The organism is Pedobacter nyackensis (assembly GCF_900176505.1).
GTDB classification, from domain to species: Bacteria; Bacteroidota; Bacteroidia; order Sphingobacteriales; family Sphingobacteriaceae; genus Pedobacter; species Pedobacter nyackensis.
This window is the reverse complement of record NZ_FWYB01000001.1, coordinates 977840-997769: the sequence shown is the minus strand read 5'-3', so window position 1 is coordinate 997769 and position 19930 is coordinate 977840. Positions and strand designations below refer to the sequence as shown.

15 protein-coding genes and 1 tRNA gene are annotated in these 19930 nt (G+C 37.9%); 8 read left to right on the top strand and 8 right to left on the bottom strand.

The features are described from left to right. Positions 1-3: 3 nt before the first annotated feature. Entirely contained in the window at positions 4-459 is a 456-nt protein-coding gene (locus B9A18_RS04230; protein ID WP_169472257.1) for a response regulator, read from the bottom strand. A gap of 117 nt (positions 460-576) precedes the next feature. On the opposite strand from B9A18_RS04230, the gene B9A18_RS04225 reads away from it, so the two are divergent. The 5 genes from B9A18_RS04225 to B9A18_RS04205 are packed head-to-tail and all read left to right on the top strand — an operon-like array spanning position 577 to position 7242. Continuing rightward, positions 577-2904, top strand: a complete 2328-nt coding sequence (locus B9A18_RS04225) for an Rv1355c family protein (RefSeq protein WP_084287394.1) — start codon at positions 577-579, stop codon at positions 2902-2904. After that, on the top strand, positions 2879-3598 hold the full coding sequence (locus tag B9A18_RS04220) for a hypothetical protein (protein ID WP_084287393.1): 720 nt from the start codon (positions 2879-2881) through the stop codon (positions 3596-3598). The genes B9A18_RS04225 and B9A18_RS04220 overlap by 26 nt, the downstream gene beginning before the upstream one ends. Then, the gene (locus B9A18_RS04215) at positions 3595-5757 is read left to right on the top strand and encodes a 7TM diverse intracellular signaling domain-containing protein (protein WP_084287392.1); all 2163 of its coding nucleotides are present in this window, start codon (positions 3595-3597) and stop codon (positions 5755-5757) included. The genes B9A18_RS04220 and B9A18_RS04215 overlap by 4 nt, the downstream gene beginning before the upstream one ends. Positions 5758-5768: 11 nt before the next feature. Then, entirely contained in the window at positions 5769-6848 is a 1080-nt protein-coding gene (locus B9A18_RS04210) for a hybrid sensor histidine kinase/response regulator (protein ID WP_084287391.1), read from the top strand. Next, positions 6838-7242, top strand: coding sequence for a response regulator (locus B9A18_RS04205; protein WP_084287390.1), 405 nt, complete (start codon positions 6838-6840; stop codon positions 7240-7242). Before B9A18_RS04210 ends, B9A18_RS04205 begins: the two co-directional genes overlap by 11 nt. A 62-nt stretch (positions 7243-7304) precedes the next feature. Here B9A18_RS04205 and B9A18_RS04200 read toward each other — a convergent pair whose 3' ends face one another. The 5 genes from B9A18_RS04200 to B9A18_RS04180 all read right to left on the bottom strand — a co-directional run bounded on the left by B9A18_RS04200 (position 7305) and on the right by B9A18_RS04180 (position 15180). Then, complete coding sequence (locus tag B9A18_RS04200) at positions 7305-8147, bottom strand: endonuclease/exonuclease/phosphatase family protein (protein ID WP_084287452.1); 843 nt, start codon at positions 8145-8147, stop codon at positions 7305-7307. Between the two features lie 38 nt (positions 8148-8185). Further along, a complete protein-coding gene (locus B9A18_RS04195; protein WP_084287451.1) occupies positions 8186-9955 on the bottom strand; it encodes a RagB/SusD family nutrient uptake outer membrane protein in 1770 nt (589 codons plus the stop codon). Positions 9956-9994: 39 nt separating this feature from the next. Then, complete coding sequence (locus B9A18_RS04190; protein WP_235005229.1) at positions 9995-13483, bottom strand: SusC/RagA family TonB-linked outer membrane protein; 3489 nt, start codon at positions 13481-13483, stop codon at positions 9995-9997. Positions 13484-13626: 143 nt separating this feature from the next. Then, on the bottom strand, positions 13627-14544 hold the full coding sequence (locus B9A18_RS04185; RefSeq protein ID WP_084287388.1) for a FecR family protein: 918 nt from the start codon (positions 14542-14544) through the stop codon (positions 13627-13629). 72 nt (positions 14545-14616) lie between these two features. Beyond that, positions 14617-15180, bottom strand: coding sequence for an RNA polymerase sigma factor (locus B9A18_RS04180; protein ID WP_084287387.1), 564 nt, complete (start codon positions 15178-15180; stop codon positions 14617-14619). A 181-nt stretch (positions 15181-15361) separates the two neighbouring features. On the opposite strand from B9A18_RS04180, the gene B9A18_RS04175 reads away from it, so the two are divergent. Next, positions 15362-15435, top strand: a tRNA-Ile gene (locus B9A18_RS04175). Positions 15436-15758: 323 nt separating this feature from the next. On the opposite strand, the gene B9A18_RS04170 is transcribed toward B9A18_RS04175, so the two are convergent. Beyond that, positions 15759-16406, bottom strand: a complete 648-nt coding sequence (locus B9A18_RS04170) for a hypothetical protein (RefSeq protein WP_084287386.1) — start codon at positions 16404-16406, stop codon at positions 15759-15761. A 525-nt stretch (positions 16407-16931) separates the two neighbouring features. Between B9A18_RS04170 and B9A18_RS04160 the strand changes: the two genes are divergently transcribed. Continuing rightward, a complete protein-coding gene (locus B9A18_RS04160; protein ID WP_235005228.1) occupies positions 16932-17654 on the top strand; it encodes a LysE family translocator in 723 nt (240 codons plus the stop codon). Positions 17655-18219: 565 nt separating this feature from the next. Further along, positions 18220-19335 carry a serine hydrolase domain-containing protein gene (locus B9A18_RS04155; protein ID WP_084287384.1) on the top strand — a complete coding sequence of 372 codons (1116 nt, stop codon included), beginning with the start codon at positions 18220-18222 and terminating at the stop codon, positions 19333-19335. A 157-nt stretch (positions 19336-19492) separates the two neighbouring features. On the opposite strand, the gene B9A18_RS04150 is transcribed toward B9A18_RS04155, so the two are convergent. Beyond that, positions 19493-19900 (bottom strand): winged helix-turn-helix transcriptional regulator, encoded by a 408-nt coding sequence (locus B9A18_RS04150; protein WP_084287383.1) that lies wholly within the window; start codon positions 19898-19900, stop codon positions 19493-19495. Between the last annotated feature and the right edge of the window lie 30 nt (positions 19901-19930).

The following is a 19930-nucleotide window of genomic DNA, read 5'->3' as shown; positions in this document are numbered from 1 at the left end:
TATCTAAGATAGCAGATTTTGTCTTAATAAAAATTCCAGTTGCTGATTTGCTAATAATAATTTCGCTGTCAGATCTCTATTCTCTTTCCTAAGCATATAAATCTCGTAGGCTTTTTCGATATTGATCTTTAAATCGGCTTCCATCCATGGTTTTTGAATGTAGCGATATACCTGTCCTTTATTAATGGCATCAATTACTGCATCAATGTCCGTATATCCGGTCAGAATCATCCTTATTGGATCTGGATGCTTTTCTAATATAGATGCCAGAAACTCTACTCCCGTAGTTTTTGGCATACGCTGGTCAGTAATGATTACATGAATTTCTTCCTTATCTAAAATAACTCTGCCTTCGTCGGCAGATTCTGCGGTAAAAATATTGTACAACCTTCTGTAAGTGGCTTTAAACGCACTTAAATTGTGGGGTTCGTCGTCGACATAAAGGATATTCACGTTCATTTGTCTGGAAATAAAAGTTAAAAATACTTTTTTATTATTACTCTTAAAAGCTTATTTTTAGTTCTTTCAATAATTTACCGATTTTTTTTATTTTTATCAGATACTTACATTAAAAAAATGCAGTCTCAAGCTTATTCTAAATTAAATATTGAAGCACTAATTAACCATACGAAACGATTAAACACTATCTACAGGCCTGTATTTTTTAACACCAAAAATAGTACCGAAATGCATAATTTTGCAGATCTTATTACTAATAAACCTCATCTTCAGATTTTTGATTGCATCGAATCTCAGATTGAAGAATTGATTAAATGCTTAAAACCGGGTATTCCTCCGGCAGACCTAAAAATAGCAGTTGAAAAGCATATTGGCTCGAGCCCTTTAGAGGAGTATGGTATATGGGTATATTACCCATGGTCGGAAAAATTAGTCCATCTTCTTGACGAGGAAGAATTTGTTATTGTAAGAACCAACAGAAATAAGCATAAAATTACAGCGCAAGAGCAAACGCTGCTTTCGCAAAAAAAAATAGGTGTAATGGGGCTGTCCGTTGGACAATCCGTTTCCCTGACCCTTGCCATTGAAAGAGGATTTGGAGAGTTACGTATTGCCGATTTTGATGTGCTTGACCTCTCGAATTTAAACCGTATCAGAACAGGTATATTCAATATACATTTGCAAAAAACGGTTATTGTTGCCCGTGAAATTGCGGAGATCGACCCCTTTTTAAAAGTAGTTTGCTTTCATGAAGGGATTACCGAAGAGAACATTGACGCTTTTTTAACGGAAAACGGAACGCTTGATCTTTTGATTGATGAGTGCGACAGTTTTGATGTGAAAATCTCTGCAAGGCAAAAAGCCAAAGCTTTAGGTATCCCGGTTTTAATGGAAGGTAGCGACAGGTGCACAATTGATATTGAGCGTTTTGATCTGGAGCCTGAAAGACCGGTTTTACATGGCTATGTGGAACACATGGACATGGACGTTTTTAAAACGCTAAAAAGTATGGATGAAAAAATTCCATATATTGCACCTGTAACAGGTGTAGAAACGCTTTCTCCACGAATGAAAGCTTCAGTTATTGAAATGATGACCAGCATTTCCACATGGCCTCAGCTTGCAAGTGCTGTGACCTATGGAGGTGGCATAACAGCAGATTTATCCAGAAAAATACTATTAGGAAATTTAAACGTATCTGGTCGCTTCTTCATTGACATTGATGAACTGATTACTGACCAAACTGCTGCAACAGAAAAAATTGAAGAGGTCGGGATCAAACAACTAAGTAACGCGGAAATCACCAACTACTTTTCAATTTACCCGATAACTGATTATAAAAAAGGTGAGGTTCTTTCTGAAGAACTGATAAATAAACTGATTAGTTCAGCGAATAAAGCTCCATCTGGAGGAAACAATCAACCATGGCATTGGCATTATGAAAATGGAAGTTTGCATTTGTTTTTAAACAAATACGTTTCAGGCGCTTACCTTGATCCTGATTATCTTTCATCTTACATTTCTTTAGGGGCTTCAATAGAAAATCTCCTGCTTGAAGCTGCCGTTAATGAGCTAAAAATAGATTGGAAGTTTACACCCGATTTTTTCCCTGATCATATTGCAGTTTTCAATTTTAACGGAAAACATATACCTGATGCTTTAGAGCAGAAACTTGCAGCGCAGATTGCAAACAGACATACCAATAGAAAATTCGGGATATCGGAGGAAATCAGCGCAACTGACATGCAAGAGCTTAAAGATTTAATAAGTTCTGATGAGCTGGATCTGCTTTGGATTACAGATACCGAAGCTAAAAAAGAACTGGGCGACCTATCGGGACAAGCAGATCTGTTGCGTATGTTTATTCCGGCAGCACATGAAGATTTTATAAAAAAAGAAATGCGCTGGAACCAGGAAGAAGTTATCACGACAGAAGACGGGATTGGCATTAACACCCTGGATTTGAGCAACAATGACCAGATCGGCTTGAGATTGATGAAAGACGAGAAAGCTGTTCAGTTCCTGAAAGAAATAAAAGGTGGCAGTGCACTTAAAACACTTGCGCTTAAGCAATTCCAATCATCGCCGGCAATTGGCTTGATGACTTCAACAGAAAACAGTCCGCTAAGTTTTTTAAAAGGGGGCATGGCATTCGAAAAACTGTGGCTGGCAGCTACAGCATTAGGCTATCAAATTCACCCTGTTAATGTCCCTTTAATCTTCTTTTACAAGAATAATTTTCAGAAATTAAATGACCTGCCAGAGAAGTATAGAGCGCAAATTTTCAATTTACATCAAAAATTCAAGCATTTGTTTAAAATAACTGATAATATTGCAGAGGTATTCATGTTTAGAATATTTAAAGCCGAATCATCACCAGTACGTACAATTAGAAAACCTATAAATAAAACTTTATCCATTGGAAGAGCAAAAAACAAATATTGATAAACTCTATTTTAAAGCTTTTAAAGCTATAGATGATCCTGAATCTTGCTTAAAATTCATTGATGGACACAGGCACGTGCTTGAAATTTATGGTATCACTCAAATTTCTTCTGCAAAAGTTGAGTGGATGTATAACCCAAATGTCTATGTTGTGCTGGTAACTACTGAAGCAGATGGAAAAGCGATGGGAGGTTCAAGAGTCCAACAGGCAGACGGAATAACCCCGCTTCCTATTGAAGAAGCCGTGGGCTATATGGATGCAAGGATTTATGATATGGTTAAAGAAAGAACTCCAGCCGGAACCGGAGAAATGTGTGGGGTATGGAACTCCTGGGAAGTTGCCGGTTTGGGAATTGGAAGTTATTTTTTAAGTCAGGTAAGCCTGGCCGTATCAAGTAATATCGGACTTACCTCATTATTTGGTCTTACAGCGCCTGCGACTTATAGAAATGCAGTGAGAGGTGGTTTCAGAGTAATCAGAGAAATCGGTATCGATGGTAAGTTCTACTATCCTAAAGAAGACCTTACTGCTACCGCTGTTATTACAGATGAGTTGGAAACATTACCTACGGCGCTGGACGAAGTTAGAGAACACGTTCGTTCATTCAGAGAAAATCCTAAGCAATCCTTTCAGATTCCAAATAAAACTAATGATGGTTTTATAGAAATTTTTATTGACATAACCTTTAAATGAAAAAAATCTTAGGAGGAATATACCTGCTGACACTGGTATTCTTTATACCTTTTATTGCCAAGCCTGCTCAAAACCAAAATAATGAGGATACTTTTATCAACATCCTTCATGACTCTTACATACATATACCTGTTGATGAATCAGTCACCATCAATAGTTTAATTAACACCCATCATAATTTCAAAAAATTAGGAGCAGGACTAATTAACCTGGCAAACTATAAGCACGGTGTATGGATCAGAACAACATTACCTGCTGGTATTAACCTCGAAAGATTCACAGAGATTTTAATTGATCAAACCCGAATAAAAGAAACTGAAGTATTTTTTGTCAGGGACAAAAATGTAATCAGCCAGGTCAGGTATACAAATTATGGGATTATATCTTCGCCGAATCAGGTTGGCAATCTAAACACCTTTATTTTACCTGCTAATTTTGGAGGAGGGAATTCTGCAATTTATTTTAAGCTGAATACGCCTGATGTAGTAATGACCCCAATTTTCATAGGAACAAAGAAAGCTATCCAATCTACATTTTCGATAAGGGATGTTTTCTTTGGTATTTATACGGGCATCATGCTCATTATGTTTGCGTATAACATGTTCTTGTATCTAAGTATTAAAGATACCAGTTATTTAAATTATATATTCTGTATCCTTTTCACCTGGCTTACACAGATTACTTTACAAGGATATGGGAATAAATACTTTCATATAAATTCCGTTTTTTTTAATGAAATATCGGTCATCCTTTTTTCTAACCTGGGCCTGGTTGCTTCTATTTGGTTCACGAAGTCTTTTCTAAACACCAAAGAGAATTCTCCGGTGAGCAATCGTTTACTCAATGTGATTTGCCTTGTTACCGCATTGGGAACCATTTCGCTATTCTTTGGTTTCATGGGTGCAGCGTTCATAGGAATGCAGCTTTCCATCATGGCAAGTGCAGTAATTGCTTTCGTAGCCGCCTTTAATATCTTTTTTAAAAAGAAGTTTAAACCTGCTGGATATTACCTGATTTCCTGGACTTTCCTGTTTATTGGCATGGCCATCTTTATACTAAAGGATTATGAGATCATCGGCTATTCACTATTTACCACATACTCAGCTCAATTTGCCTCAGTTGCGGAAGTACTGTTACTGTCATTTGCCCTTGCAGACAGGATTAACTTCTTTAAAAAAGAAAATGAGCTTGCACAAAAACGTGCCTTATTGATTTCAAAAGAAAACGAACAACTGATATTGCAACAAAACGTAGAATTAGAGAAAAAGGTAAATGAGCGGACTGAGGCCCTTCAGGAGACAAACAGTGAACTGAATGCGGCTTTAAGCAATTTGAAATCTACTCAATCACAATTAGTTGACGCAGAAAAGATGGCTGCATTAGGTCAATTGACTGCAGGTATCGCCCATGAGATCAATAACCCGATCAACTTTGTAACCTCGAACATTAAGCCTTTACAATTAGATATTGACGATTTAAAAGAGATCATTTCGAGATATGAGAATATCGATTTTTCTAACGGCAATGTTGAGGAACAGCTTAAAGAAATAGATGCCTTCAAAAAACAGATCGATCTGGAATTCATCAATAATGAAATAGAAGGGCTGCTGACCGGTATTTCGGACGGTGCGAAGCGGACTGCAGAGATCATCAGAAGTTTAAGAAATTTCAGCCGTCTGGATGAGGATGACCTGAAGCCAATTGATATCAATGAGGGTTTACATTCTACCCTCGTTTTGGTAAAAAACACCATGCCTGATAACCTGAAGGTAGTTAAAGACTTTGGAAACTTACCTAAAATAGAGTGCTTACCGGGCAAAATAAACCAGGTTTTCATGAACCTGATATCGAACGCTATTCAAGCCATTAAATCGAACGGTAAAGACAGAGAAGAGGAACTCTTAACCATCAGTACCTGGTATGAGGAAAGCAGCGGTGTTAAAATCAGCGTTAAAGATTCGGGTACGGGTATGACTGAGCAGGTTAAACACAAGATATTTGAGCCTTTCTTTACAACAAAAGAGGTAGGTGAAGGAACAGGTTTAGGTTTGTCAATTGTTTTTAGTATAATTGAGAAACATAAAGGGCATATAAATGTACTGTCCGAAGTTGATCAAGGAACAGAATTCATCATTACATTACCAATTAATACACAATAAGAAAGCATATTATGAGTGCACCCAATGTAAGAGTTCTATATATTGATGACGAAGAGAATAATCTACAAGCTTTTAAAGCCAGTTTCAGGCGACAGTATGAAATATATACGGCCATATCAGCTGCTGAAGGTTTAAAAGTATTACAAAATATTCCTATACAGGTTATTCTGGCCGATCAAAAAATGCCAGGGACAACGGGTGTTGAATTTTTTAAAAGTATTACCGATACTTATCCTGATCCTGTTAGGATATTATTAACCGGTTATACAGACATTGAGGCACTTGCTGACGCGATTAACCATGGTGATATTTACAGGTACATTACTAAACCATGGAATGATCTGGAGTTGCACAATTCCATCAAAAATGCTTACGATGCATATAAAGCGAAGATTGACCTCAGGAACAAGGTAATCGAACTGGAAAAGACCAACGATGAACTAAACCGCTTTATTTATAGCATTTCGCATGAGTTGAGGGCTCCCCTTGTATCGGCGATGGGTATTGTAAATCTGGTAAAAATGGAAGGTCTTTACAACTCCAGCGGAGAATACTGGGGGTTGATTGAAACCTGTTCCAACAAATTGGATTACTATATACAGAAGACCTTACAGTATTACAAGAACAATAAAATAGTTTCCGAGAATACCGCTGTGGATTTCCATTCGCTGATCGCTGATCTCATCGATTTACATACCTATTCTGATAAGGAAACTACTTTTACGGTTAATGTTGATCAAAAGGAACCATTCTATGGTGATGCTTTCAGAATAGAAGTAATTCTGGGCAATCTGATTTCGAATGCGATAAAATATCAGAAGGAAACGGAGACCAATAAGCGGGTTAATGTAAACGCTGTGGTTAGAAGAGAGGCTGTAGAAATTACCATTAACGACAACGGCATGGGTATTTTGAATGAGCATTTAGAAAAGATATTCGCCCAATTCTTCAAAAGCAAAGTAAACCAGGGTAGCGGATTAGGTTTATTTATCGTCAAAGAGGCATTAAATAAGATTAATGGAAAAATCACCGTCAGTTCTGATCAGATTGAGGGTACTACATTTAAAATAATCATCCCAAATGTCAAATAACAACAGAACAGTTTTATTAATTGATGATAATATTGTTGATCTGAAGATTAACTCAAAAATCATAAAAATATCAAACCTGTTTGATGAGATCATTACCTGTCTATCGGGTGAAGAGGCACTTGCCTATTTAAAAAAGACCCTGAATGATGGAGGTAAATTACCGGATTTTATTTTGCTTGATATACAAATGCCGGATATGGACGGCTTTGAATTTTTGGATTTATATAAGAATTTACCAAATCGTTTAACGGATCATTGCTTAATTGCTATGCTTTCTTCTACGCTTGATTTTGGAGATATTAAGAGAGCTGAAGCCAGTTTACATGTGATTAAGTTGTTAAAAAAGCCACTTATCCTGAAGGAGCTGGAAGAGCTTTTGAAGAAGTACTTTTAAAAGAAAATTATACAAGAAAAGCCTCCAAAAGAGGCTTTTCTTGTATAATTTCAAATGGTATCCTATTTCAATTCTACATCAACCAATATAGGGAAGTGATCAGAAACAAATTTACCATGATAGGTATCAGTTAAGATCCCCCATCTTTTAGCTTCAAAACCTTTGGTTACGAAAACGTGATCGATGATTTCATAGCCTTTTACATCTTTCCCCCAGGCATTAAAGGAAGAGTTATTTGCATAAGGATATTTTACCTGCGTATAGGTATCTGTTAATAATCCTGAGTTTGCCAGGGTCAGGTAACAATCACTTTTTTGTCCACCATTTAAGTCTCCCGTGAACACTGCCGGCGTTTTACCCGCAATTTCCCTGATCTTTTTTGCAATCAGTTTTCCACTCTCTAAACGAGCAATTTTCCCTTGATGATCGAAATGCGCATTGAAGAAGTAGAACTTCTTACCAGTTTTAACATCCTGCAATTGAACCCAGCTGCAAATTCTGTTACAGCAGGTAGCATCCCAACCTAATCCTGGTTTCTCAGGAGTTTCGGAAAGCCAGAAATCCCCTTTATTCAACAGTTTAAATTTGTCCTTACGATAAAAAACACTTGAATGCTCGCCACTAATCCTGCCATCATTACGACCAACGCCATAGTTTTCAAATTCAGGAAGCAAGCGGTTAAGATCATCTACCTGATTTTTTAATCCTTCCTGTATTCCAAAAACATCGAACTGATGAAAGCGGATCAGGTTGGCACTTACCGGGGCTCGTTGTTCCCAACGGTTACCTACATCCCCATCGTTATCATAGCGTACATTAAAAGATCCTACGGTGTAATTTTGAGCAAACGTGCTAAGGCTTCCTGCCATGAGTAGCACTGCAAAAAATAGGTGTTTAATTTTCATTTTATATTGGGTGTTTGTATGTTTAAATTTTGTTAATGTTACCATCCAGGGTTTTGTCCCAATTTAGGATTCAGCAATCTGTCTGTTTCAGGTATAGGGTAAAGATAGTTTTTATCCTTAAATACCCTCGTTGTACCAGTAAGCCAGGTCAATTCTCCTGAAGTACCATTAGAAAGGCGCTGAGGATTTGGTCCGCCGTTTAAGGTTGGTGCCACATTGATATAAGTTACGCCTTTAACCGGGTTTGCAGGCATCACCTGATAGAAGCAAACATCCGGTTTATTATCTTCATTTAAATCCATCAGTACATCTAGTGCGGGTACATAGAATCCATTCCAGACTTTGGTCATCAGCTCTCCTTTTTTCCACCTTACGACATCATCAAAACGTAGGCCTTCTAAAGCAAGTTCAATACCGCGTTCTCTTCTGATTTCCAATAAGGAGGCATCAGCAATCTCCGGAAAATAGTTGCTCTGCATATAAGCATCTGCTACTACAGGTTTGCTGGTTAAGCCACCTGTAATGCCAGCTCTTCTGCGCAGCTCGCCAATCGTTTTAGCCCAGTCGGTATCTGTAAAAGATCCAAGTTCAGCTTTTGCTTCAGCATAATTCAATAAAACTTCAGCATAGCGCATCAGAGAAATGGAATTGATATTCTGTCCACCTCCATCATAGCGGGTATCATCTAAAACCCATTTTATTGGCTGATAACCGGTGTAGGTATAAGAGAATATTGGAGGAGCAGCTTCTGGTGTACCACCATTTATCCTTTTGTAATCACCCATTCTGATGGTCTGTTGTAACCGTTTATCTCTGTTTTTAACCTCATCCTTAAATGGCATCGTCTGATAACCGGCTGTGCTGGTAAATGGAGTTCCATCGATATTCAGGTAGGTGTTCACGAAGGTTCTTGTAAAACTGATTCTTGATCCATAGGTAGCACTTGTCCACCACCAGTTTGCATCGTTATAAACGGCAAGGTTGGCATCCACTACTGAGGCTAACATCACTTCTGTAGCCACGGGCCCAGTGCTGATAAACAGGTTTCTGTAAGCCAGATCTCCACCAGCAGTATTCAGTGCAAATCCACCTTCTTTCATCACTTTATCCGCAGCGCTGACTGCTTCCTGTAACCATTGTGCAGAAGATGCCGCTAATCCGGCTTCATCATGGTACTTCCTGTAAGTACCTTCATACAAACATACTCTTGATTTGAAACCTAAAGCCACATATTTAGTAATTAATGAACGGGAGTTATCAGTAGTTTTAGTGATGTAAGTACAAGCAAAATTCAAGTCAGCCAGTACCGAATCCATTACTAAACTTCTTTTGTCTCGGCCTTTATAAAGATCAGGATCATCAACTTTATAGGTTTTATTGATCCAAGGCACATCACCAAAGCGTTTTACCTTGTTATAATAAAAGTAAGCGCGAAAGAATCTGGCCAGGGCGGTATATTGTAGCCTTACTCCTGCCGGCACTTTAGGATTGTTATTGTTCTCGAGGAAGTAATTGATATTCCTTAAACCATTCCAGTCCCAGCCATTGCTTTGACGCGGACCAAAGGCTCCTTCAATTAAGAAATCCGGTGCCTGACTTCTTGCTGCATAGTCTGACATTGCATCACCTTTATGTGCATCGCTCGCATTAGGTAACAATTTGTAAAAAGAATTTGCATAATGTTCAAGTCCTTTCTCGTTACCAAAAACGGCTTCTTTAGTTCCTGTATCCTGAGGTGCCTGGTCTAGTTTTTTACAGCCTGCAAAAATTATTGCTGCAGGAATAGCCCATATTAAGATTTTCTTCATGTCTGTTTTAAATAAAATACGTTTCATTTTTCTGGATCATTAAAATGTAGCTGATAAGCCTAAAGTGAAACTTTTTAATATTGGATAATTGTTACCATTACCATTTCCGCCATCGGTTAACACACGGTCTGAGCCACCAATACTTTCGATATCAAGATCTTTGGTAACCTTATAAAGTGGCGACCATGACCACAGGTTTTCACCTGTACCAAAAATTCTCATATTACTCAATCCTATTTTCTTTATGAAGGTCTGCGGAAGATTATATCCTATCTGAAGGTTCTTCAATCTGATATAAGCTACATTCTGAAGGTATTTAGTTTGAACCTGAGTTAAGGTTGCTGATCCGTTTTGTGCAGAATACCCTCTATATCTTGGGAAATAAGCATTTGGATTTTCTTCAGACCAGATATTTCCTAATTGTGATTTTGGCACTTTACCGTACGGTCGGTTATATTGTCCCCAGAAAGTTCCATTCTCTGAACCGGGATACCAATCCATCTTACCTACACCCTGAAAATAAGTACTAAAGTAAAAGCCATTCCATTCAGCACCTAATTGTACTCCATAAGTATAGCGTGGTGTAGAATTACCAATAACTTTTCTATCGCCAGGAGACCCTACCATATTGTTTCCATTGGTGATTTCTCCATCGCCATTAAGATCTTTGAATTTGATATCTCCTGGTAAGCTTTTACCCGTATTAGATGATTTATAAAGCGTCTGTTTCGGTGAATTTGCAATATCTGCCATTGAGGTATAATAACCATCGGTTACAAAACCCCAGATTTCACCTACAGTTTGTCCGGCATAATAATCACTAAGTTTCTGCTCAGGGTTATTGAATTTAAGGATCTTTGCGGTATAATCGGCCAGGGTTAAGCGCACATTATAGCTTAAAGGTTTCGCAGCCACATCTACTTTGTCATTCCAGGAAAGTGTAGCTTCCCAACCTTGAGTTTTCAGATCTGCGTAATTACCTTTAGGAACTCCGGTACCAAAAACTGCAGGAAGGGTCATTCCTACGGTAAACATATCAGTGGTTTTACGGATATAAGCATCTCCACTAAAATTCAGTCTGTTATTCAGGAAGGCAATATCCAAACCTAGATTCTGGGTAGTTGAAGTTTCCCAGGTTAAGCCGTCAGGTAAAACTCCCGGCTGACTTGTCTCCTGTGGACGAACGCCATTCAGGATACGGTCTGATTGCGAAAAACCCATTTTCTCGAAGAAAGCATAAGAGGAAATATTTCCATTTCCCAGTGAGCCATAAGATCCTCTGATTTTCAGGTCTGTGATTGCATTGGGGCTGATGTTCCAGAAAGGTTCTTTACTCACTCTCCAACCTGCAGAAACTGAAGGGAAGAAAGCATAGCGCTGATCAGCAGGAAATTTAGAAGAACCATCGTAACGGCCGTTAAACTCCGCCAGGTAACGGTCTTTATAAGCGTAGTTCAAACGATAGAAACCACCTAAAATAGCCCATTTATCGTAACCACCACTGGTAGTAATAGATTGGCCCAGGGCCAGATTAATATCCTTTGCATCTTCAGAAATCAATCCGTTTCGCACAGCTTCGATACGTTTATAATTACTTTCCTCATAGTTGTAACCTGCTAACACTTTCAGGAAATGGTTTTTACTTAAACGGGGTTCATATTCAGCGTAAATATTAGTCGCTAAATACTGCGTAGTTCGTTCCAGTTGCTGGATATCGTTATAATTAGTGCCGACATACTCAATCACTCCGGGCTTTCTGCTGTAAGGAACGGGAACACGGATTCGGCTTTCATCATTATTGGTATTTTGAAAAGTAAGATCTCCCTTTACTCTGAACTTATCGCCGAAAAAGTTTGAACTAAATCCGGTTGTGTTGCGGAAAACCTTTTTGTACATATCAATACCGTTCTTTCCATATACAAAATCACCAACGGTATAGGCTGCTGAATAACTCAGGGTTCCATCCGGATTAAACATTGGAGCCATATTGTGCCCTTCATCGGCAATATTTCTCCAGATTCCGCCACCTTCACCTACGTTCAATGGGTTATGGTATTTGGAAGTCGAATAATCTGCATTATTGTAAACCTTTAACCAGGGATACAATTCGATAGATCCTTTTGCTCTGATGTTATAAGATTGGAAGTCATCAGAGTTGTAGCGGAACAATCCAGACTGGGCGAAAGACCTTGCTGAAACATAAAAATCAGTCTTACCACTCCCCCCTGATAGGGAAACGTTTTGCTCGGTAGCATCATTATGATCTTTATACAGTTCTTTGTACCAATCTGTGCTATCGTAATAAACATATTCGCCGGCAGCATTTACTTCTACTCTTGGCAAACCCGGGTTTTCAGACCTGCGTTTAAATTCCTCCAGGTAAGCTGGGGAGAATTTCACAGTTTTGTTTACGTTCTGTGGTGTCTGAGAATAATCATTCCATGCAGACCAGGCCTCATTGAACATCTTAGCAAAGGTATAGCCATCAGTTACGTAATCTGGAACTGCGGTTGGCTTTTTAAGAGATCTGGCAATACTATAATTGATTGAAGTCCTTTCCTTAACCGGGTTTTTAGTTGTAATCAGGACAACACCAAAAGCACCCCTGGCACCATAGATAGATGCAGATGCTGCATCCTTTAAAACGGTAACACTAGCCACATCGTTAGGATTTATTCTGGAAGGGTCGCCTTCTACTCCATCAATTAATACAAGTGCATTACCACCCTGACCGATTGAAGTGGTTCCTCTAACATTAAAACCAGGAGATTGGATGGGCTTACCATCGCCCATACTTAAGTTCAAATTGGGAATAAGCCCTTGTAGTCCTTGTGCCAGATTGGGAACTGAGCGGTTCTCGAAAACTTTAGCGGTAACCTGGTCGACTGCACCTGTCAGGTTTTCTCTTTTCTGACTTCCATAACCAACTACCAGTACTTCATTTAGTGTACCAGACTGGGCAGTAAGCGACACATTAAGTGGGGTGGTTTGTCCGGCCTTAACCACAACCTTTGTTTGAGTGGCGCTGTTGAAGGAAATATAACTGATGCTCAAGGTATAAACGCCTGCGGGAGCGCTGATGCTATAAGTACCATCATCGTTACTCTGCGCTCCTCTATTCAGTTCTATAATTTTAATGCTTGCCCCGGGAAGGCCTACACCCTTTTCATCAACAATTTTTCCGCTGATTTTGCCAGGTTCCTGATTTTTCACCAGTGTAATAATTCCCTGAACATCTTCTTTGAATGAAACATTGGTTTGCGCCAGGATGTTCTTCAGGATAACTTCAATCTTCTCATCACTGAAGTGTCTGGTTTCGGTATTGAATTTTTTAAGTTTTAGCGCTGCCGGATCATAGGCAAAGTCGATCCCACTTTTGTCTTCCAACTTTTCGATAGCATTCATTAGATTCTCATTCTCAAAAGAAATACTTACCTTTTTATTGAGTATCTGTCCATTAGAATTGCCGGCAAAAAGCATTTGCGAGCCCGCGATCATAATGGTGGAAATAAGCAATGTGTAACTCATAATTTTCTGCAATAGCAGTAAAAAACATTTCATATATTTGATATTATTGATAAACAAGATTTATTTATAATCCAACAGTAGAGGGTCTCAAGCTGCTTCTGTTGAAAGTATTGCCGGGTCTGCTTCAGATCCGGTTTTTTTATTTAGTAGATTTCTATTCCATTGCTTGTCCTCCTGTATTTGTTATCATGAATGGAGCATATAATTTTTAGTGTTTTATCCAATGATCTGGAACTGCGAATCCTCATGTTATAGGTATAGGCCGCAGTCTTAGGATTTCGTGAAAAGATCCTTACTCCATAAATGGTTTTAATGTGATTTTTCAACTCCCTGAAGCTTGCGTGGTTCAGGTTAATGGTTTGTCCGGCCCATAAATTATGGTCGCGTGTTGCGAAATCTTCCACCTTCCATTTGTTATTTGCCGGGCGGTAACTCAGTTTTTTACCCGGCAGCAACACATCGAATGTATTTTTACTATCTCCAACTGCGACTTTACCTTCGCTCACGCTAACTTCAGTTAAACCTTTTGCGCTTGTGGTTATTGCGAATTTTGTCCCCAGAACTTTGGTATTGATTTGACCTGCATGTACGATAAAGGGATGCTCAGGATCTTTCGTCACCTCGAAAAAAGCTTCGCCGCCATCTAAATAAACTTCCCTTTGCTGAGATTTCCCGAACGATGAAGCTACCTTCAATACAGAATTTGGGCTTAAGTGTATAATGGAGCGATCAGATAATGTTATTCTTTTTGATTCCGACGTAGTGCTATAGGTATCGTAGATTTCGGCAATGATGTTCGTCTTTTCACTTTTTTTGAAAATAGAACGTGTAAAGAATAAAGCCGGAATAAGCATGGCAATAATGGCCGCGTACTTATAATATGGTTTTAGATTTAATCGCTTTATCTGGGGTTCATTTTCGGCAGCAGCGGCCAATGGCAAATCCTTGCAATCATCATCCCCATAGGAGGAGTACCATAAATCGATAATTTTTCTTTCTTCTTCGGTAGCTGTTCCTGTCAGGTACTTATCAAGTAATTCTTTAAACTGATCTGCTTTCAATTGTACTTCGTTTAATATGAAGTACCGTAGGAAGCTCGAATCTACTTTTAGAAATTGTTAAGCTTTTGTTAATTAAACAGACCGTTCAATAAATTCATTGCGTACGCTGGTTCTGATCCTCCTCATGGCTTCGGAGATATGATTAGAGACCGTTTGTTCGGCAAGGTTAAGTTTTGCAGCGATCTCTTTGGTGGTATGGCGCTCGTTTTTTAACAAATAGGCATGGCGCATATTATCTGGGAGTTTTTTTAACTCTGCATCGATCAGTCTTTCCATTTCGAGGTATTCAGACAACTCGTTAAAGGGGGCTAAAGCTCCTTCCATTTTTTTGAGTGTATAGTCGAGCACCTTCTCATCAGCTTTCTCGGACCTGAAGAAATTGAGTACCTGAAGTTTTACGGCTCCGAAAAGAAACTGTTCAAGTGTAGTATTTATTTCAATGGTTTCCCTACGCTCCCATAAATTGATAAAAACATTCTGGACGATATCCTTTGCTGCTTCTGTATTGCGGATGCGAATAAGCGTATGGCTATAAAGTTTGTCCCAGAAAAGCTCATATAACACATCATAAGCTGCAGCATCTCCCCTCTTCAGTCTTACCATTAGTTCCACGCCATAATTCATGTTTTGAAGCATGTCCAAAATTAAAACTGCAATGTAAACCTGATGTTAAATCTAATCGCTAAGAAAAAATAACAAATTCAACACACAGTATATCAAAGGAAAAGAATAAAGGAGGTAAATATATGTTGAAGAAATTTTGTGATATCAGGAAAAAGCGTTAATATTGCGCCCTGCTAAGGCAGAAACAACTTGAGGGCCATTAGCTCAGTTGGTTAGAGTAGAAGACTCATAATCTTTTGGTCGATGGTTCGAGCCCATCATGGCCCACAAAGTAAAAAGCCGTTTTTCGATAAGATAAACGGCTTTTTACGTTTTTGAAGAAAGCTAACAGAAGGCTTCATGATTAATTAATCAGAGGATAAAACTGAACTAGGTATTATGTACTTATAAGTGCATTTAAGACACTCAAGAGTGAAACTCAAACTTTCTGGCAATTCATCTACAGATATAATCGTTGAAAGAACTCCCAATAGAGCCGTTTCGCGATGGCATTGTTCTTTCATCTATTTTCTTTTGTCTACTTGTCATTTTTTCATTTCAACAAAATTGCCGTTTATATCAAATTTTAAATGATAATCATTTCTTGCACTTTATGGTTTTACGGATGTGCCCAAATATTTTGAAAAAACACTATTGGTAATGTCAAATAAAAAAAATGAATAAAGAATAAAAGAGCCGGGAATAATGATGTATGGATGCCAAAAATACAGATACCGCCAACCATAGCCACGGCTTTCATTTATATAGGTATAAACCAATATTCCTGCTGCCAAACCAATCAATAGTAGCAGCCCAATCACAGTTAGCACTATGGTTTTGATATTCGATTTCACCACCTGCCTGTCTATTCCAATGTCTGTAGATTTAAATTCTCTGTCCAGCATAATCCTAATGGTATTGCCCTCTTCAAAGCGGCGTTGATATGACTTTAAGTCCGCAAAATCAAACTCTTCCGAAACCGTTCCTTTTCTTTTTCCCCCATGTTCCAACAATCGAATAGTGCCATTTTTTTTCAAAAGAAGATTAATCAAAAATTCCTTGATGTAATAAATAAATACGATGAACCAAAGTGCTGTGCCAACGCCAAGCAAAACGAATGCTTCGCTGGCAGATGTATTAATCATCTGATAATCGCTTTGATGATGATTTCCTGCGTAATGGAGAATGAGTGGCAGTCCAATCGCAAAAAACAACAAATAAATGATCCGAAATATACTAAAACCATTCCAAAATTTCATAGAAACCAGTTTTTCAGAGATTAAAATAACGCTTTACTTTGTTAAATATAGGTAATATTTTATTCGCAGAGCTGCGACATTTTATATCGATGAGTCCGTGGAAAGCATATAATTGGATTCGTATTTCTCAACGAAGAATCACAGTAAAGGCAAAAAATGAAGATAAATATGGACAGCTACCTCAATTTTACCAAATCACTGATTAAACCTAAATCAGCCAGGAAATGGTTCGAGAAGCACCCAGTTAGGTCCACCAAAGCGGGCAAACACGTTTCAACGTCGTTTGCCCACTTTTTTTTGCCTTCTAATCAATTGGAAATCACGCAGATAATTGGGGTATATTACACATCGATCTTATCCGTGGACACCATGTTTATTTCCGCATCAAACGCCTCAGATGGCTGAACCATGCAACTGGAAAAGTAGTTTGCCCTGACCGGGAGCCTTGTGGTCAAAGGAATGCGAATGACAGGGAATTCGCGGCTTTTTTAAAACAGATCAGTCAGTGTGGCCCCAAATGATATTATGTTTTTAAGAGTACCTCAACTATCAAAATGCTTTATATTTGAAAAAAAACTGCCAGCCGCCAACACAATAAAAACTAAAAAAAATATGATACCATTAAATGATATTTTAATTTTTGCATTATCTGCTTTGGTACTTGTTATCAGCCCGGGACCTAATATGATTTACCTGATTTCCCGTTCTATAACCCAAGGTAGAAAAGCTGGACTAATTTCACTAGCGGGAGTAATTTTTGGCTTCCTATTTCATATAGTTATGGTTTCCTTTGGACTTACCGCTGTACTTTTTGCAATACCATTTGCTTATACATTATTGAAATCACTAGGCGTTGTTTATCTTTTGTACTTAGCGTATGAGGCAATAAAACCAAATAGTAAAAATATTTTTGAAACAAAAAAAGACTTACCTGACGATAAACCCAGCAAACTATTCAGTACTGGTTTTTTAACAAACGTACTCAATCCGAAGGTTGCGGTATTTTATTTATCCTTTTTTCCACAGTTCATAAAGACTGAATATGGTTCTATTCTGAAGCAGAGTTTACAGCTTGGGGTTGTTCAGGTTTTGGTTAGTTTTACGATTAACTTTATTATTGTATTGACAGCTTCAAAAGTGGCACTATTTTTTGCCAAAAAACCTTCTTGGATAAAGGTGCAAAAATGGTTTATGGCAAGTGTTTTGACTGGACTTGCAATAAAAATGGCATTTTCAAAAGCCAAATAGTACAAGCCGATCTGAACCGTTTGGACGCTAGAGCATAGCTATCATAAGTTCGATCAACTACTTGCAGAATACTTCTTTAGCTTTACACCGATATGTGCTTCAAACAATCTTGTAAAATGGCTAAGGTTTGAAAAACCTAAACGATAACCCACTTCAAAATTAACATCAAGTAATTTACTAGATGTGATGCAACCAATTTTAAGTAAATAAGATAATGTTATTAATGGTTGAGGCGCATTGATGTAGGGTTTTAATATTCAAAGTATTTCTTTGTTTGGTATTGTGATTTATATTCTTTTAGGGAAGGGAAATGTTTGTGATTTCTTCAGCTAAATCTATGATTAAACCTAAATCAGACAGGAAATGGTTCGAGAAGCGCCCAGTTGGGTCCACACAAACAAGAAAGCCGTTTTTCGATAAGAAGAACGGCTTTTTTTTGTTTCAGCATAAGTTTCAGTTAATTAAATATTTAAAACCTTAGATCATACGACTGTAACATTATATAACAATAGGGTGTCTTAAATTGGTTATGAGATAGTCGATCTCAAAACTAAAGACTCTATATATGAATAAGAATAGTTTTTTCATCAGCTTATTAATTACGGTATCCCTATTAAGTTTTAAGGGGTATTCGCAATTACAAACGCTAAGTGGAAGTAGAATAAATGTTGAAGATTTAGATAAAATGATGATAAAACAAAAGGATTCTCTAAGCTTACCTGGTTTATCCTTTGCTTTGATTAACAATGGTAAGGTTGTTTATCATCGTTCCCTAGGCGTTTCAAATATAGAGACAAAAGTGAAGGTTGATGCCAATTCCATTTTTGAAGCTGCATCACTGTCAAAAACTGTCTTCGCATATTTTGTATTAAGATTAGTCGACAAGAAAATTTTGAATCTGGACACACCATTATATCGTTATTTGCCTTATCAGGACATTGCAAAAGATGAACGATATAAATTGATAACGGCTCGAATGGTATTATCACATACGACTGGTTTTCCAAACTGGCGTTATTCTGATAAACGTGATGAAAGCAGGTACAAGTATGGTGAATTGTATCTTAAATTCACTCCAGGGACACAATTCGCCTATTCCGGTGAAGGCTATGTCTACTTGACTAAAGTCATTGCTCACTTGAGTAATTTAACTATCCAAACGCTGGATCCTTTGTTCCAGAAGGAAGTTGCTGAACCTCTTCATATGAAAAAGGCATGGTTTAGTTGGGCAAATTATATAACAAAGCATAAGGTAAAAGGCCATGTTAAAGGTGAAGTTGTGTCTAAAGCATGGCCAATAGCTTTCCCGGAGCAAGATTCAACATGGTTTGATGCTGCTGGTGGACTACATGCTGAAGCTATTGGGTTTTCTAATTTTCTTATTGGCCTGATGAATGGAGAGGGACTATCAAAATCTTTGAACGACGAAATGTTCAAAGAGCAAGTGCAGCTTGATAAAAACACTCCACACTATATGTTCAATGGAGATACTGGCTGGGGATTAGGAATTGCTATTAAACCAACAAGTTTCGGTGTTGTATATGAGCATGGAGGGAATAACGGTGACTTTCAGTCGGGATTTAAGATTAATAAAAGCAATCGAAATGGATATGTATTTTTTACAAATTGTGACCAAGGGAGTGTTTTTAATAAGAACATAGGCTCATTATTACTCAAATAAGGAAGTAAACCGATAATTATTCTCATATACTTTACTATTTGGATACAATTTCCTATCCCTAGATGATTTATTTAACCAAATCGCTGATTAAACATAAATCAGACAAGAAATGGTTCGAGAAGCACCCAGCTGGGGCCACAAATTTAAAAAGCCGTTTTCAATCCCTCATCAATTCTTTTGTTTTTTCTTTTATAAATGCGTCTTTGTCCTTTTTTACTTCCGCAAGGATTTCTTTTCTTTCCGCAGGCAGCGTAAAATATTTATCGGCCCATAAATTTATCTCTATCATCACAGGAAGCAAGTCAATCCCTTTCTGAGTAAGCTTGTATAATACTTTTGCTTTGCTTTGGGGATGGTCTTGTTTGATAATTATGCCATTCGTTTCTAACATTTGTAACCGGGAAGCTAAAATGTTGGTGGCTATTTTCTCATCTGATTTCAGGAAGTCACCATAGGTACATTGTTTTGAAAACATTAGATCCCTAACGATAAGCAATGACCACTTATCTCCCCAAATATCTAGTGAGCTGCTAATAGGGCAACTAGATCTCATTTTTATATCCATATAAAATAATCCTGTAAAACAACTTGCAAA

Excerpts from the sequence above, each read along its gene's own strand:
- B9A18_RS04180 (WP_084287387.1), bottom strand. The coding sequence starts at position 15,180 with ATGCTTCAAAACATGAATTATGGCGTGGAACTAATGGTAAGACTGAAG.
- B9A18_RS04150 (WP_084287383.1), bottom strand. The coding sequence starts at position 19,900 with ATGGATATAAAAATGAGATCTAGTTGCCCTATTAGCAGCTCACTAGAT.
- B9A18_RS04230 (WP_169472257.1), bottom strand. The coding sequence starts at position 459 with ATGAACGTGAATATCCTTTATGTCGACGACGAACCCCACAATTTAAGT.
- B9A18_RS04155 (WP_084287384.1), top strand. The coding sequence starts at position 18,220 with ATGAATAAGAATAGTTTTTTCATCAGCTTATTAATTACGGTATCCCTA.
- B9A18_RS04190 (WP_235005229.1), bottom strand. The coding sequence starts at position 13,483 with ATGAGTTACACATTGCTTATTTCCACCATTATGATCGCGGGCTCGCAA.
- B9A18_RS04225 (WP_084287394.1), top strand. The coding sequence starts at position 577 with ATGCAGTCTCAAGCTTATTCTAAATTAAATATTGAAGCACTAATTAAC.
- B9A18_RS04200 (WP_084287452.1), bottom strand. The coding sequence starts at position 8,147 with ATGAAAATTAAACACCTATTTTTTGCAGTGCTACTCATGGCAGGAAGC.
- B9A18_RS04160 (WP_235005228.1), top strand. The coding sequence starts at position 16,932 with ATGTTTTTAAGAGTACCTCAACTATCAAAATGCTTTATATTTGAAAAA.
- B9A18_RS04195 (WP_084287451.1), bottom strand. The coding sequence starts at position 9,955 with ATGAAGAAAATCTTAATATGGGCTATTCCTGCAGCAATAATTTTTGCA.
- B9A18_RS04205 (WP_084287390.1), top strand. The coding sequence starts at position 6,838 with ATGTCAAATAACAACAGAACAGTTTTATTAATTGATGATAATATTGTT.
- B9A18_RS04215 (WP_084287392.1), top strand. The coding sequence starts at position 3,595 with ATGAAAAAAATCTTAGGAGGAATATACCTGCTGACACTGGTATTCTTT.
- B9A18_RS04210 (WP_084287391.1), top strand. The coding sequence starts at position 5,769 with ATGAGTGCACCCAATGTAAGAGTTCTATATATTGATGACGAAGAGAAT.
- B9A18_RS04170 (WP_084287386.1), bottom strand. The coding sequence starts at position 16,406 with ATGAAATTTTGGAATGGTTTTAGTATATTTCGGATCATTTATTTGTTG.